Origin of the sequence: Lentibacter sp. XHP0401 (genome assembly GCF_025751535.1) — a bacterium.
Classification (GTDB): Bacteria; Pseudomonadota; Alphaproteobacteria; order Rhodobacterales; family Rhodobacteraceae; genus Lentibacter.
This window is the reverse complement of the sequence record NZ_JAOWLC010000001.1, coordinates 513643-529269: the sequence shown is the minus strand read 5'-3', so window position 1 is coordinate 529269 and position 15627 is coordinate 513643. Positions and strand designations below refer to the sequence as shown.

Sequence of the window (15627 nt, the reverse complement as noted above, 5' to 3'; positions counted from 1 at the left end):
CACTATCGTGACGGAAGGCGTTGGAGGACACTAACAGCAGCTTTCGTTTTGAAAAGCTAAGATGAGGGTGATGTATATTATACTTTACAAGTGAAGCGAGTATATAGAGAGTATTTCAAGTTATAATGCAAAATATGGGTACTATATTGGCCAAGATAGGAAGCAACCTAAAACAATTAAGATTGCGCCGTCATCTCAGCACGCGCGAACTGGCAAGCCGTTCTGGGGTATCACACTCCACGATCTCGCTTATAGAGCGTGACAAAATCAGCCCTACAGTCGACACGTTGCAGGCCGTTTTGGACGCGCTGGGCAGCCGGCTTTCCGAGTTCCTCAGCAGCATCAGCGAGGGCGCCTCCAGCCCGTTCTATCGTGCAGACGACATGCCCGAAATCGGAAATCCGGAGAGCATTTCTTACAAAATCATTGGCTTGAATCACCCCCATCGCAGCATTCAATTTCTACACGAAACTTATGCTGTCGGCGCCGATAGCGGCGAAATGCTCACCCATGTGGCGCAGGAAGCAGGCTATGTAATGTCTGGTCAAATCGAAGTGACTGTGGGGCACGAAACGCGAATACTGGAAAGAGGTGATGGCTACTACTTTGACAGCCAGAGCTTTCATCGTTTTAGAAACGTCGGCAGAACCACGGCCAAAATCATCAGCGCGATTTCTCCCCCCACATATTAATGTAGCAAACCCGGTTCACTAAATTCTCGCGCGGCGCAACTGGCGAAGCGGATGGCTGTTCCTTCGCTACCCGAAATCTCATGGGACTCGCGCAAGGAAGGCTCGCAAGCCGCTCTTCTTGAAGGACATTGCGTGATAGGTGAGCCCAACCGACCAAGAAGCGAAAACCTGCTTCAATCCGGACTGAACACCATCAAAATAACCAGCTCCGGATAATTAGCGATGCTCAGTCACTGCCGTTTTCTGAATCTTGGTGATTTCCTGCACAAGCCATTCATGAAACATAGCAACACAGGACTTTGTCGCAACATTCTCTTCCGCGCAAACCAACCGATAGCAGGCACGTGGCTGGATGAAGCGCTCTGAAAGCACACATATCCGCCCCCGCGCCACATCTTCCTGAATGAGAGCCCTGTCCGCCAGAGCGATTCCAAGCCCGGCCCGAGCGGCCTCAATGATGGTATGCTGATCATCAAACACCAAATTGGGGTGCCCACCCTCCGCTTCCAAACCCGCCATCTCAAGCCATTTTTCCCAATCTTCCAGATCGCGGTAATTCAATCGTGCAATCGAAGCCTCCATCAGCAACCTTCCGGAGCCACCATCGTTCTCCAGCAAAGACGGGCTACAGACAGGAACCAACTCCTCATGCAAGATAACAACAGAAAAAACGCCTGACGGAGCATTCACCCCGTATTCAATGAACACGTCGTCGCTTCTGGGCATGATAGTCCCATCACGTAGATTATTGAGATGCAACTGCACCCCTGGATTGGCCTTCATGAACTCTGAAATGCTAGGCGCGATCACCTTCATCGCAAAAAATGGTCCCGCCCGCACACGCAAAATCTGTGTCTTGCGATCCGCACGAATAAGAGAAACCACCTCACCAATTTTATCGAAAGCTTGTTCCGCAGCTTCGCGCAATAAAAGCCCCTGCGGTGTCAGCGAAACACCTCGTGCACTACGGTGAAACAGTAACACACCCAAGTTGTCTTCGATTTGCTTGATCTGATGGCTGACAGCCCCCTGACTCACAGCCAACTCATCAGCAGCCTGAGTGAAGCTTCCATGGAAAGCCACCGCTTCGAACGCTCTTAAAGCCTTCAAACCCGGCAGGCCACGACGGGCCGCCCTAATCTGCATTGAGCTATTACTTTTATTCATGCCAGCCAACAGTTCTTTTGCATTGCCGCTTTCAACTTCCTAAGCATACGATAAAAAACACTCTAAACACAAAATCAAAACACCTTAGGGGATAGAAAAATCTAATCATCAATTACCCATAAAAACTGGTGATTATAGGTCGAAAAATCCCCTCTGCAGCAGACACCGAACCTTCCAACAAGGAGATATCATACATGAAAACCCTATTCAAAATGGCGGCAGCAGCCACTGGGCTTGTCGTCGCCGGGCTCGCAAGTGCCAGTGCGGAAACCCTGCAAATCGGCACAGAAGGCGCCTATGCCCCTTTTAACTACGTTTCAGAAAACGGCGAGATCAAAGGTTTTGACATCGACATCGGCAATGCGATTTGCGCCGAAATGAAGGTCGAATGCGAGTGGAGCGTGCATGACTGGGGCGGCATAATCCCGGCTCTAAATGCCCACAAATTCGATTTCATGGTCGCCTCCATGGCCATCACCGAAGCACGTATGGAAAACGTTTCATTTTCTGACCCCTATTACTACAACGCAATGCGCTTTCTCGCGGTGAAAGAACTCGCCCTCGAAGAAGCCACGCCCGAGAGACTCAAGGGACTGGTTGTCGGAACTCAACAAGGCGCGGTTTCTGTGCCTGTACTGGATGCCTATTTTCCCGACAGCGAACACAAGCTATACCCCAAAATGACCGAAGCCCTCATGGATCTCGAATCCGGCCGCCTTGATCTCGCACTTTTCAGCCAGTTCACAGCCGGAGAATGGCTTGCCGGCAGCAGTGGCTGCTGTGAGTTCGTTGGCGAGAGCTTCCTTATGGACGGCACAATCGGCGCAGGCATTGCTTTTCGCAAGCAGGATGACGAACTGCGCAACCGCGTCAATGCAGCCCTGAAAACCATCATGGATAACGGCACATACGAAACGATCCGCGCCGAATACTTCGATTTCGACATCATGACCAAGCCACCTTATGTCAGCGAGTTGTTCGACAAGTAAGCTCTACCATCAGGTCACTGCCATCCACAGCATGGCAGTGACCTCGCCGCCCGCCCCGAGCTTCGCAACACCTCTCTCACGGAGATTTTCATGGATCACTTCCGCCTGCTTTCCTTCGGCGATCACGGATGGGGAGATGAGCTTCTTATAGGGCTCGGCGTCACTCTCGCCTTAGCGATCTGCACCTTACCCTTCGCGATAATTCTGTCCTTTTTAGTCCACTGGGCCAAGGTCTCGCGATACCGCATATTGCGCAGCTTCGGAATGCTTTACACGACTGTGTTCAAAAGCTTACCCGAAATCCTGACCTTGCTGATCCTCTACTATCAAGCTCAAGCGATCATCGGCTGGCTGATACAAAGCGTCATTCCTGGCGCACATTTCTCGATAAGCCCCTTCGTGGCTGGAATGATCTCGCTCAGCTTGGTCATCAGCGCATATGGCAGCGAAGTCGTGCGCGCAGCACTTGGCGCGGTGGGAAACGGGCAATTCGAGGCAGCACAATCACTTGGCTTGTCACCACGTATAGCTTTCATCAAGGTCATTCTGCCACAGCTCTGGCGCCATGCCCTTCCTGGCTTTGGCAACCTATGGATCATTCTTCTGAAAGATACCTCGCTGGTTTCCGTCATAGCCCTCAGTGAGTTGACCCATGTCGCTGGCCTCGCCATCACCACCACCCGCCAGCCCTTCGTATTCTACGGTCTGATCGCCGTGATCTATGTCCTGCTGGTTACGCTCTCTGCAACAGCACAGAAGCGGTTGGAGCGGCGGGTCAATCTCGGCTTTACCCGCACGGAGACTTGAAATGTTCGATCTTTACCTCGACTACATTGATCGCTGGTCACACGGTCTTTGGCTCACCGCGTCAATGAGTACATTGTCTGTACTAATCGGCTTCCTTGTCGCTCTGCCCATCGGCTTTGTCCGGTCCCGCGCAAAAGGACCTCTTGCATGGCTCGCGATCGCCTATGTCAATCTGTTCCGAGGCATGCCGCTGCTGGTTCTTATGTTCCTCGTCTATTACGGGTTTGGACAATTCAGCAGTGAACTACGCGCTATGGGACTCTGGTGGTTTTTCCGAGACGCCTATTTCTGCGGCATGTTGGCGTTGATATTGAACACCTCAGCCTATCAGGCCGAAATCATCCGTGGCAGTCTCAATACAATCTCCACATCCGTAATCGAAACCAATGCGGCGTTGAACCTGACACGCTGGACGGCTTTTCGCAGGGTACTGCTCCCCATCGCATTTGCTAAGGCACTGCCTCCTCTGGGCAACGAATATATCCTGATGGTCAAGGCAACTTCGCTGCTCGCGATCATCACCGTTTTCGATCTGATGGGCGAAGCCCGAACCATATTCTCCGAAACCCTTGATCTAGGCGTCTATTACGTGGCGGCCATACATTATCTCGTACTGGTTCTGGCAATCGAATGGACTTTGCGCCGCGTCGAGGCCCGCTTCAAATGGATGGCTTGATTATGCAACCCTCACACTTCACGCCCCCTCCAAACACAAGGAACCCTGCAATGGTCTCCCCCCCTGCAATCAGCTTCGAAAAGCTGAACAAATATTATGGAAAGTTCCATGTCCTAAAGGATATCGACCTTGAGGTAGCAAAAGGTGAGCGGATCGTGATCTGTGGTCCATCCGGCTCTGGGAAATCGACTTTGATCCGCTGTATTAACCGGCTGGAAACCCATCAGAGCGGACGTCTGATCGTAGATCAATGCGAGATGAACAACACCCCGTCCACCGTGCGGCGAATTCGCGATCGTGTCGGTATGTGCTTCCAGCACTTCAACCTCTACCCGCATCTCACCGCGCTGGAAAACTGCACACTCTCGCTAATCTACACCCGTAAAATGCCTCCGAAAGAGGCAAAACAGCGGGCTATGGAGTATCTTGCCCGTGTCCGCATGGACGGTTTTGCCCAAAAATATCCGTCACAGCTTTCCGGCGGTCAACAGCAGCGCGTGGCCATCGCCCGCAGCCTCTGCATACAACCAGAAGTGATGCTCTTCGACGAGCCCACCTCCGCCCTCGACCCTGAATCAATCTCGGAAGTGCTCGATGTGATGGCCGATCTTGCCATCGGCGGCATGACCATGATCTGCGTCACCCATGAGATGGGCTTCGCGCGCAAGGTCGCTGATCGGGTTGTTTTCATGGACGCTGGTGAAATCGTCGAGATTGCCGACCCCGAAACCTTTTTCACCTCTCCCTCACACGAACGTTCGGCACGTTTTTTGCAACAGATAATCAACCATTAACACACTTCTTTCGCTCAAGACCTCTCCCCCTTTGTCCTCAACAGGAAAGGGAAGGTTTTTTGCATCCTGTCGCCATCAACAAAAAGGCCATGAAAGGACACGATATGAGCTTCCGCGTCGCTATCATCGGGTTTATCTCCGAAAACAACACCTTCACCTGTCTCCGTACCGAGATGGAAGATTTCCGGTCTTCGCAATACTATATTGGCGCGGACATCCTGAAGAGTTACCGCGATACCGGATCGGAAATCGGTGGCGCGATAGACATTGCCGAGGCTTGCAATTGGCAAGCCGACTATATCATCGCAGCCCATTCTCAACCCGGCGGGCCGGTCTCCGAGGCAACTCGCCTGGAAATCACCGAAGAGACGCTGCGCCAGTTGCGCGCAGGCGGCCCTTATGACGGGATATTTGTTGCCCTGCACGGGGCCATGGTCACCGAAACGGATCAGGACGGCGACAGCCAATTTCTACGTGAAATTCGCAGTGTAACCGGTCCTGATATTCCTATCGCCATTACCTTAGATCTCCACGCCAATGTGTTTGACGAAATGGCAGACCTCGTCCAGATCGCCATCTCATTTCAGACCTATCCACACGTCGACATGCGCGAAGTCGCCCAAAAATCTTGCAAATTGCTCGACGATGCCATGGCTGGCCGAAAAGATCCTCAGCTTGCTATTCGCCGACCGGCTGTTCTCGTCGGTTGCGACGATGGCCGCACCACTGACGATGGCCCAATGTGCCGCCTACTGGAAAGCGCCGAATGTGAAATGCAGGCGCGCGGTATTCTCCACGCCGCAATCAATGCAGGTTTCACCGATGCCGATGTCTGGGCTTCCGGTCCGAGCGTTGTCATCACATACGATGCAAAGCAGACCGGCACCGACCAGGCCGAGGCAGCCGCCAAGCGGCTCTGCGATGAAATCTGGGAGCGCCGTCACGTTTGGAATGGGCCAATTCCAATTTCCGATTGCATCACCCGCCTCAAGGCAATGCAAGCAGAGCCGGAAATGCGCAAAGCACCGGTTGTCGTGGCCGATTACTCCGACAATCCAGGGTCCGGCGCCTATAGCGATTGTACCGCCCTGATCAAAGCCTTGCTCGACGCTGGTATCACCAATGTCGCCGCAGGCGCTTTGCTTGACCCTGAGGCAGCAAGCCTCCTGGCCGCCAAAGGTGCCGGAGCCGAAGTCACGCTTTCCATTGGAGGAAAAATTGACCCTAAGGTGGGTGGTGGGCCGCTTGACACAACGGGCAAAGTCATCGCCATCAGCAACGGTCATTTCAACTATGAAGGCCCCATGTTCACCGGCCTGGCAGCCTGCACCGGTATCAGCGTCTGTTTCCGCGTAGAGGGAATTGACATCATGATTGTTTCCAACCGGATGCAAATGCTCGATCAGAACATTTTCCGCGTTGTCGGAATTGAGCCCGCAGAAAAATCCGTTCTGGTCGTGAAATCCATGAACCATTTCAAAGGGGCCTTCCGCCCAATAGCCTCCGAAATCATCCTCACCGATGCAGGCGGATTATGCTCGCCCGATGTGACCCGCCGCGATTTTCGGCGCGTTCGCCGTCCCGCATTCCCACTCACATAACCACTCACGCCGGCGCTACACCTAAAGGAGTCCGACCCATGACAGCTTCCGACCTTGCCTATGTCCCATTCGTTGATGTCGAAGAGATGATGCATCTCATACTCGACATCGGCCTCGAAACCTGCCTCGCCGATCTCACAAACTATATCGAGGAAGATTTTCGCCGCTGGCCATTGTTTGATAAAACTCCGCGTGTCGCCGCCCACTCCAGTAACGGCGTCATCGAACTAATGCCGACCTCTGACGGTCAGGAGTATGCATTTAAATACGTCAACGGCCATCCCGGCAACATGAAGAAGGGTCTGCAAACCGTTACAGCTTTCGGGCTACTCGCTGATGTAGAAAGTGGCTATCCCCTGCTGCTCAGTGAAATGACACTCCTCACCGCCCTTCGTACAGCAGCGACTTCAGCCCTAGCCACCCGGCTTCTTGCCCGCCCCGGCTCGCGGACTGTCGCCATGATCGGCAATGGTGCGCAATCGGAGTTTCAGGCCCTCGCCCTTAAGAAGGTTTGTGGCATCACCGCTCTGCGTCTGTTCGATACAGATCCAGAAGCAACCCGAAAATGCATGGCCAATCTTGCCGGGTCTGGGCTTGACATCACCTCATACAAAACCGCCGAAGAGGCGGTTATGGATGCCGACATCATTACAACCTGCACCGCTGACAAACAGATGGCCACTGTCCTGCACGACAACATGATCGGCGCGGGAGTCCACATTAATGCGATTGGTGGCGATTGCCCTGGAAAAACCGAGCTCCAGGCCGACATCCTGAACCGCGCAAACGTTTTCGTGGAATACCCCCCACAAACCCGGATCGAAGGTGAAATTCAACAAATGGCCTCCGATTTTCCGGTTACAGAACTCTGGGAGGTTCTCAGCGGTACAGCAGAAGGTCGGCGCGACGCTCGCCAAATCACCCTTTTCGATGGAGTCGGATTTGCCATTGAAGACTTCTCTGCTCTGCGCTGGTTGCGCGATCAGGTGGAGCGTCTGGGCGGTGGAAAGCGGCTTGACTTGATTGCTGACCCCGACGATCCCCGCGACCTTTTCGGCATGATTGAACGCGAGCGGCACCGCCGCAATCCGGCGTAGGCCCGCCCATGACCGCTGCGCATCTTACCCTGCCACGAATTGAAATATCTGGCCCTATACTGACAGAAAACACCCGCGCTTTAAGTAAGCTTTGCAGTGAGCAAGGGGTTGCAGTCGTAGGAGTCACCAAAGGGCTGGCCGGGCATCCCGAGGCCGTCCGGGCGATGCTCTCTGCGGGCCTTCCCGCGCTAGCAGATGCACGACTCGCCAACATCCGACGGATGCGCGCGGCAGGGATTAACGCTCCAGTGCAGCTTTTGCGCCCGCCAATGCCCGACGAACTGCCCGAAGCCGTCCGCCTCTGCGATACATTCTTCGCTACAGCCCCGGAAACCCTTGAGGCACTTGCGCACGCGGCCCGCACCGCCGGCCGAGAGGCGGATGTCGTGTTGATGGTTGATCTCGGCGATCTACGAGAAGGCGCGCCCCCTGCAGAGCTGCCTGCAATCGCGGCCCATGCAGATAAGCTCGACGGTTTGCGCATCGTTGGGTTGGGCACTAACTTCGCCTGTCACCTCGGACTTCTACCAAACCATGAAAACCTCGGATTGTTCATTTCCACAGCAGAAGAAATCGAAACCCGGATTGGCAGGAAAATGGAAATCCTCTCCGCCGGAAACAGCGCAGCCCTGCCCTTTTTGCAAAGCGGTGCCCTCCCGCGCCGCATTAATCAGTTCCGTCTCGGGGAGAGTTTGCTTCTCGGTCATGATGCCGTCGAGCATCGCCCCCTTCCAGGTACCCGCCCAGATTGCTTCACCCTTTCTGTCGGAATACTGGAAATTTGGACACGCGGCACAGTGAGTGCGCCCTCCCGCACCCAAACCGCACTTGGCGATGATCTCCTTGAATTGTCGCAGGGCACTCGTCGCCTTGCCCTACTCGGCATCGGCGCCATGGACACTGATATCACGGGCCTTACCCCTCTTGCTTCAGGCTTGCGAATTATTGGCCATTCCAGTGATCACACAGTCCTGGACATCACTGAGCGCCCCGACCTGCAAGTCGCCGATGTCGTGCGTTTCAGCTTTACCTACAGCGCGCTTGCTCGGTCTATGGCCTCCAGAAACAGCATTCTTCTACACACAGGGGATATTAAACCTGAAAACCAAAAGAGAGCACCTGCTTACGATCTATAAAAAGGCTTCTACCAGAACCGGACCATCTCATCGCAGACGTCGATTCCGCGCTCATGCCGCAGGTCTTCACCGTTGCACAGCACAAGCAGAATCCGGACAAACATCATAACCGCCAGGCGAATGACTTTCGGGCTTCATCAATGGCAGTTCGAGCGGTTTGTTAAAAAACGGCCCGTTGGTTGTGCGGACCCCAGAACCAGAGCGTGGACGTTCGTTCTGAACTGCCCTGCCAAATTGATCACCTTTCACGTCCAATCCCCTTTAGGCGCACATAAGCTGTGTGTAGCAGCAGAGTGCGCGCGAGGGAGCAATTTTGTATCAGTAGCGAAAACTGAGAGTGTGAGATTCTAATGATTGCGAATACCGACAACCGCTACGGGCTTGTTGCCCGCCTTTTTCACTGGACCATTGCGATCCTTGTTTTGGCCGACATAGCACTTGGATTGCTCGGGAAATTCACGCCGCGAACCGGCGATACCGTGGCGTTCCTCCAAGTGTTGTATTCCACCCACAAGACAATCGGAGTCACGGTTCTGTCTCTTGCTGTGTTGCGCGTGATCTGGGCGGTTTCACAACCGCGTCCCGTGCCAATTCACCCCGAACGCCGTTTTGAAACCTTTGCCGCCGAGGCTGCGCATTGGGTGTTGTATGCAGCCATTTTTGTGCTGCCACTGTCGGGCTGGGTGATGCATTCGGCCGAAGTAGGTTTTGCGCCTATTTGGTGGCCGTTTACCCAAAATCTGCCCTTCATTCCCAAATCCGAAAGCTTGGCGATGACAGCCGCCACCGTACATTGGATATCAGGGATCGTTTTGGCAGTAACAATCGCCGCACATATCAGCGGCGCCCTCAAACACGCCGTTCTGGAGCGCGACGGAACCTTAGCGCGCATGTGGAACGGGCGCGAGGCTGGCAATGGATCGGCTACACACGTTAAAAAAAGTGCGCCATTACTTGCTGCACTGGTCATCTGGGCGTTTACGATTGGCGGAGCCTTGACCGTTTTTGCACCCGCCCATGACGTCGCAGCTACGTCACAACGGTCGGCACAACAGACTGCAGGTTGGGTTGTGCGGAATGGCAACCTATCCATCACAATCACGCAAATCGGGGCGCAGGTCACGGGTGGCTTTGAAAACTGGCAGGCCGACATCGTTTATGATCCTGAAACCGGCACAGGCTCCGTTAAAACGGTCATCGACACAACGTCCCTCACGTTGGGGTCTGTGACAGATCAAGCCAAGGGCCCCGAATTTTTCGACGTCACAAACCATGCTCAAGCCGTATTCGAGGGGGACATCCTGCGGATTGATGAAGCCAAACATACCGCAACCGGCACTCTGACGTTGGTCGGGCAAACCTTTCCTGTAACGCTTGATTTCGATCTCGAACTGACAAACGGCACAGCGACCGTTTCGGGCGGCACACTGTTGGATCGCCGGGATTTTGGTATTGGCGCGGCCTACCCTGACGAAAGCTCTGTCGGGTTCTCGGTGGAGGTCTTGATTGAGCTTACGGCGACACTGATAGAGTAAAATTGCTGCTGTTTAACAAAGAGGGCCGCCAGAATACTCTGGCGACCCTCAAATTCTTACAACAGGGTTCGATTACTCAGCAGGAACCATTGCTTCGATCGAGATGTTAAGCGCAACTTCATCGCCGACAAACGGCGCAAACTGGCCCATGTCAAAATCGGAGCGCAACAAAGTTGCGGTTGCGTCAAATCCGGCCCAAGGCAGTTTTGCCATCGGGTGGTCTGCCAACTGGTTCATTGTCGCGTCAAGCACGACAGTTTTTGTGATCCCGTTCATGGTCAGATCGCCAGTGATCAAGCCGGTGTTTTCGCCGGTCACTTCGATTGATGTTGATTTGAAGGTCACCACCGGGTTCGCTTCAGCGCCGAAAAAGTCGTCCGAAAGGAAGTGGGCTTCACGTTCTGGCCAGCCTGTAATGAGACTTTGCGCAGGGAAGGACACTTCAACGCTGGATGCCGCTGGGTTTTCTGCGTCCAGTGCGATGGTGCCCTCAAAGCCCGAGAACATGCCTGTTGTCGTGGAAAAACCCAAGTGATCGTAGCTGAAGACGATCTGGCTGTGCGACGAGTCAAGCACATATGTCACTGGTTCGGCTTGCGCGGCAGTCGCGAGCGTTACGCCCAACGCCGTCGTGAGAAGGAAGTTTTTCATTTTAATCTCTTTTCCCGGTTCTAGTTTGGTTGTTTGTTCGTTTGCCAGGCAGAGATAGCGACTCTACAGCATAGCGCAATTCAACACCCTCACACATTTCGTGTGCAAAATTGAACAGGCTTACCTGCAATATTGGTCGGGCTCAAAGCGGGATTTCGCTGTATGCAATAAAAGGCTCCAACCAATCGCCCCTCACAACCGGCCTAATCCCAAACGCAAACCTTAACAAAAACAGCCCCAAAGTAACCTGTTCAGCCGGTGCACGGGTGGTGCACGCATTGTGCACGCTTATCACCCCCCTGGAATCAGGAGATTTTGCCGCCGTTAACCTGCCTGTTCGGCCTTTTCTTCAAGCATTAACCATTCTTCTTCGGCCTTCGCCAAAGAAGTCTGGCGTTCCACCAATGCCTCGGTGGCTTTCTTGAATTTCACGGGTTCCTTAGTGAACAGATCTGCCTGCGCGAGCAGCTCTTCGAGCTTGCCGATTTCCGCGCTCAGACGCTCCATAACACTCGGCAATTCCTTCAAGCGGTGCTCTTCGGTGAAGCTCATCTTGGGCTTTGATTTAACTTTTTCCTGCTTCTCTTTCGCCCGTGAAGCTTTTGTATTCGGGCGGTTTTCCCAGTCGTCGCTCTCGGGCTTCTGCGCCTGATAGTCACTCCAGCCGCCGGCATAAACAGTCGCTTTGCCATCGCCTTCCATCGCCACAGTCAGGTTCGCGACACGGTCCAGAAAGTCGCGGTCGTGGCTCACCAGCAGCACGGTTCCATCGTAGTCATCGAGAATTTCCTGCAACAGATCCAGCGATTCGACATCAAGGTCGTTCGTCGGCTCGTCGAGCACCAGCAAATTACTTTCCCGCGCCATGAGTTTCGCCAGCAAAAGCCGCGCCTTCTCACCGCCCGAAAGCGCCTTCACAGGCCCCCGCGCCTGCCCTTCCTCAAACAGGAAATCTTTAAGGTATCCAATGACATGGCGGGGCATTCCGCGCACCATGATCTGGTCGGCCTTGCCCGAAACCCGCATATCAGGGTCGCCAGTGAGGCTGTCCCAAAGGCTCATCTCGGGGTCCAGCTGCGCACGCGCCTGATCAAAGATCGCCGCTTCAATGTTGGTCCCGAGTTTCACTGTGCCGGAATCGGGTTCTTCCAGCTTCATCAAGAGCTTAATGGCCGTTGTTTTGCCAACACCGTTCGGACCGACAAAAGCGACTCGGTCGCCGCGCTGCACGGTGAGGTCAAAACCTGTTAAGATCTGCTTGCCATCATAGGCCTTGGAAATCCCAACCGCCTCAATGACCTTCTTACCAGAAACCGAACCCGAAGTCAGCGCCATACCTGCCGTCCCCTGCCGTCTGATCTGGCTGGAACGCTCCTCCCGCAACTCTGCCAAAGCCCTGACGCGGCCTTGGTTGCGTTTGCGCCGTGCGCTGATGCCTTCCACGGCCCAGCGGGCCTCGGCTTTGATCTTGCGGTCAAGCTTGTGGCGCGCTTGGTCCTCTTCGTCCCAGAGCTTGTCGCGCCAAGCTTCAAAATGCTCGAAACCCTGCTCGTTTCGCCTCACTTTTCCTCTGTCAATCCAAAGCGTTGCGCGCGTAAGTTCACGCAAAAATGCACGGTCGTGGCTGATCAAAACAAAGGCCGTGCGCGTTGACTTCAGCTCGTTCTCCAGCCAGCGGATCGCCTCGATATCAAGGTGGTTTGTCGGCTCGTCCAAGAGCATCAGTTCAGGTGCTTCGGCCATCAGCTTGGCCAGCGCTGCGCGGCGTTTTTCTCCGCCGGAGGCCGTGTCTACAGGGCGATCAGGGTCAAACTTCAGCCCCTCGCCAGCCCGCTCCACACGGTAAAGCTCGCCCGGTTCTAGCCCGCTTGAGGCATAATCTCCAAGCGTCAAAAAACCTGTCATATCAGGTTCTTGCTCCATATACCCAACGCGCACGCCGGGTCCGGCTACAACCTCACCCTTGTCAGATTCTACAAGCCCCGCCATGACTTTCATGAGCGTCGACTTGCCAGAGCCGTTGCGCCCCACAAGCGCAACCCTGTCTCCAGCCTGCACTGTGGCCGAAAGACCATCAAACAAGGGGTTTCCACCGAATGTCAAAGAGACATCATTAAGCTGTAAAAGGGGTGCGCGTGCCATGGAGCATGCGCTATCGCTACCCGCGTGCGCCGTCAAGCGCTGTCAAGCAACTGTGGCCCTCAAAAGCCGTTTTCGCGCTGCCGGAATGGCCTCAACCTCCAGCGCCGTAAACACATGCAGCGTGCCCATCGCAACATCAATCACCGCATGGTCGCTCACCCAACCACCCATTGCGAGATAACTGCGCAGCAAAGGCGGCATCTGCGCCATACCGTGCTTCAAATCAGGCCTGCCGCAAAGTCCCGTCACAAAGCGGAATACTTCTGGCGCCTTTACCTTGGGCTGCAATGGCTCGGGCGCAAGATGGCGGGCTTTGAGAACAGCAAAGCTATCAAGGTAAGGATCAGGCGAGCGTCCCGCAAAAGAGGCGCAGCCAAACAGCATTTTTATATTGTTATCATCTACATAACGAGTCAGCGCAGCCCAAGCGATCCGCACCACATCCGGGTCGCTCACCTCGGGAGCAAGGCAAAAGCGGCCGAGCTCAAGCATCGGTCCATTAAAACTCTGGAGCGCTGAAAGCTCATAGAACTGCGCCGAATAGCTCTGCGCAATCATGCTTGGCTCAGGCACTCTCATTAGCCTGAAACACCCCACTAGCGCGCCCGTTCGGGCCTCGATAAGCACATGGAGGCATGTGTCGTCAAAACTGTCCTGCTCAAGCCCGTCACACCCGAAAAAGGCCCTGTGGCGCAATGCTTGCGCGGCCTTTACATCGGCCGCACATTCCGCACCTCGCACACGGTATGCACCCTTTTCAAAGGTCTGCATCATAGCACCCTCTCATGACACACCACCCGCCCCAGACCCAAACTGGCACAGTCTGTGTAACACCGGGATGACAAACTACGGCTTAGTCAAATTGCCCAGGAGCAAAGCGTCCGATACTGCTGATCAACTGTCGCAGGAAAGTATTGTCCGACACGGTCGATTCTGTCACGCGGCGCGACAATGTGATAGCCTTGCCATCTTGCAAGGAAAAGCGCTCGATATTCTGGACAATTCCAGCTTCGTTAAAGCTGATCGCCAGCACTTCGCGCTCGATCTCTTTGGGCCGCATCGCCCCGAAATGGCGTACGCGGCTCTTCACATAATAATAGCCACTGTCGTTCAAAATTCCCGCTGTTGAGGGCACTCCAACCACATCCGAGACAGTTTCACGGGAATCAACACCCACAACAATTTCGGCAACTTCACTGTCTGTTGGCACATATCCGTGGTCTCGGTATGTGGCTGCGCAGGAGCTTAGCGCCATAAAAACAAGCCCGAGCAGCAAAAATACAATGCTCTGTCTAACAGGTGCGATGATAGGTTTCATGTCTGCCCTCTTGTGTCGGCGGTCCTGGCCTTTTATCCCGATTACTAAGGATATGCCCCCGATTCAAGGAGCCGTGCCAGTGGCTGACGATTTTCAAGACACCCCCACGATACCTGTTGCGCGGCTTTCCGCAAACCAAACCTACGATTTTGCACTGAATCTTACTCATGAAGACCGCGCCACAATCATTGAAGAACTTGACCTGCTGAGTCTCAAAAAAACGAACTTCACCGGCACGCTCAAACCGGATGGAACGGATGACTGGCTGCTCACAGCCCACCTTGGAGCCACCGTGCAGCAGGCCTGCGTGATCACCCTTGCGCCTGTCACCGCCCGCATAGAAGAGCGAGTCGAGCGGCTGTTTGTGCGCGCCATGCCTGACTTTTCCGATCTTGATGACGATGCCGAAGTCGAAATGCCTGACGACGAACGCGCTGAAGCTTTGGGCAATACGATCAATCTGGTTGATGTCTTTCGCGAAGCCCTTGCGCTGGCCTTGCCGCCCTATCCACGCGCCGAAGGGGCCGCGCTTGAAGAGGCCGTCTTTGCCGAAAAGGGAACGACGCCCTTGAAAGATGAAGATACAAAACCTTTTGCAGGACTTGCAGCCCTCAAGGCCAAGCTTCAGCCCCCCGAAAAATAGGCCAAACTTCCGACTTGCAACTTGAGTGATTCCAGCTATTTTCGCGCGCTCTAACGAATTTAGGGTTGGACAGGCTCATCGGTTTTGCCTATGAGCGGTCTGAACCCGAACACGCAGGGCTTCGCCCTTCCGAAACTGGGCTCTTTTGCCCCTAGATAATTGAGGTTGTGACATGGCTGTCCAACAGAACAAAGTCTCCAAATCGCGCCGCAACAACCGCCGCGCCCACGATAGCCTCACGGCTGCAAACCCGAACGAATGCCCAAACTGTGGTGAGCTCAAGCGCCCACACCATGTTTGCCCCGATTGTGGCCACTACGCCGACCGCGAAGTGATTGCTGTCGCCGACGAAGTCGAGATCGACGAAGACGCGGCTTAA

General features: G+C 54.5%; 16 protein-coding genes and 1 pseudogene. 11 read left to right on the top strand and 6 right to left on the bottom strand.

What is annotated here, in order from left to right:
* The first annotated feature begins 125 nt into the window (after positions 1-125).
* The gene (locus tag OE750_RS02735) at positions 126-692 is read left to right on the top strand and encodes a cupin domain-containing protein (protein WP_318527964.1); all 567 of its coding nucleotides are present in this window, start codon (positions 126-128) and stop codon (positions 690-692) included.
* Positions 693-908: 216 nt separating this feature from the next.
* On the opposite strand, the gene OE750_RS02730 is transcribed toward OE750_RS02735, so the two are convergent.
* Positions 909-1859 (bottom strand): LysR family transcriptional regulator, encoded by a 951-nt coding sequence (locus tag OE750_RS02730; RefSeq protein ID WP_263761090.1) that lies wholly within the window; start codon positions 1857-1859, stop codon positions 909-911.
* A gap of 194 nt (positions 1860-2053) precedes the next feature.
* Between OE750_RS02730 and OE750_RS02725 the strand changes: the two genes are divergently transcribed.
* From OE750_RS02725 to OE750_RS02695, 7 genes are all read left to right on the top strand, one after another.
* Positions 2054-2848 (top strand): transporter substrate-binding domain-containing protein, encoded by a 795-nt coding sequence (locus OE750_RS02725; RefSeq protein WP_263761088.1) that lies wholly within the window; start codon positions 2054-2056, stop codon positions 2846-2848.
* Between the two features lie 90 nt (positions 2849-2938).
* On the top strand, positions 2939-3655 hold the full coding sequence (locus tag OE750_RS02720; RefSeq protein WP_263761086.1) for an ABC transporter permease: 717 nt from the start codon (positions 2939-2941) through the stop codon (positions 3653-3655).
* A 1-nt stretch (position 3656) separates the two neighbouring features.
* Entirely contained in the window at positions 3657-4331 is a 675-nt protein-coding gene (locus OE750_RS02715) for an ABC transporter permease subunit (protein WP_263761084.1), read from the top strand.
* Positions 4332-4381: 50 nt separating this feature from the next.
* The gene (locus tag OE750_RS02710; RefSeq protein ID WP_263761083.1) at positions 4382-5125 is read left to right on the top strand and encodes an amino acid ABC transporter ATP-binding protein; all 744 of its coding nucleotides are present in this window, start codon (positions 4382-4384) and stop codon (positions 5123-5125) included.
* A 104-nt stretch (positions 5126-5229) separates the two neighbouring features.
* Complete coding sequence (locus tag OE750_RS02705; RefSeq protein ID WP_263761081.1) at positions 5230-6726, top strand: M81 family metallopeptidase; 1497 nt, start codon at positions 5230-5232, stop codon at positions 6724-6726.
* 38 nt (positions 6727-6764) lie between these two features.
* A complete protein-coding gene (locus OE750_RS02700) occupies positions 6765-7823 on the top strand; it encodes an ornithine cyclodeaminase (protein WP_263761079.1) in 1059 nt (352 codons plus the stop codon).
* 8 nt (positions 7824-7831) lie between these two features.
* A complete protein-coding gene (locus OE750_RS02695; RefSeq protein WP_263761077.1) occupies positions 7832-8959 on the top strand; it encodes an alanine racemase in 1128 nt (375 codons plus the stop codon).
* Positions 8960-8970: 11 nt separating this feature from the next.
* Here OE750_RS02695 and OE750_RS02690 read toward each other — a convergent pair.
* Positions 8971-9081: pseudogene (locus tag OE750_RS02690) on the bottom strand (IS6 family transposase); the annotation flags it as partial.
* Positions 9082-9309: 228 nt separating this feature from the next.
* Between OE750_RS02690 and OE750_RS02685 the strand changes: the two are divergent.
* Positions 9310-10494, top strand: a complete 1185-nt coding sequence (locus OE750_RS02685; RefSeq protein WP_263761075.1) for a cytochrome b/b6 domain-containing protein — start codon at positions 9310-9312, stop codon at positions 10492-10494.
* 72 nt (positions 10495-10566) lie between these two features.
* Here the strand turns inward: OE750_RS02685 and OE750_RS02680 are convergent, their stop codons facing one another.
* The 4 genes from OE750_RS02680 to OE750_RS02665 form a co-directional block, all read right to left on the bottom strand.
* Positions 10567-11145: a YceI family protein gene (locus tag OE750_RS02680; RefSeq protein ID WP_263761073.1), complete on the bottom strand. Its 579-nt coding sequence runs from the start codon at positions 11143-11145 to the stop codon at positions 10567-10569.
* Between the two features lie 324 nt (positions 11146-11469).
* On the bottom strand, positions 11470-13287 hold the full coding sequence (locus OE750_RS02675) for an ABC-F family ATP-binding cassette domain-containing protein (RefSeq protein ID WP_263761071.1): 1818 nt from the start codon (positions 13285-13287) through the stop codon (positions 11470-11472).
* A 42-nt stretch (positions 13288-13329) separates the two neighbouring features.
* The gene (locus OE750_RS02670; protein WP_318527963.1) at positions 13330-14061 is read right to left on the bottom strand and encodes a GNAT family N-acetyltransferase; all 732 of its coding nucleotides are present in this window, start codon (positions 14059-14061) and stop codon (positions 13330-13332) included.
* Positions 14062-14140: 79 nt separating this feature from the next.
* A complete protein-coding gene (locus OE750_RS02665; RefSeq protein ID WP_263761069.1) occupies positions 14141-14605 on the bottom strand; it encodes an outer membrane protein assembly factor BamE in 465 nt (154 codons plus the stop codon).
* Positions 14606-14684: 79 nt separating this feature from the next.
* Here OE750_RS02665 and OE750_RS02660 point away from each other — a divergent pair, with 79 nt between their 5' ends.
* Both OE750_RS02660 and rpmF read left to right on the top strand, forming a co-directional pair.
* On the top strand, positions 14685-15248 hold the full coding sequence (locus OE750_RS02660) for a YceD family protein (protein ID WP_263761067.1): 564 nt from the start codon (positions 14685-14687) through the stop codon (positions 15246-15248).
* A gap of 172 nt (positions 15249-15420) precedes the next feature.
* Entirely contained in the window at positions 15421-15627 is a 207-nt protein-coding gene (gene rpmF / locus OE750_RS02655) for a 50S ribosomal protein L32 (protein ID WP_089888470.1), read from the top strand.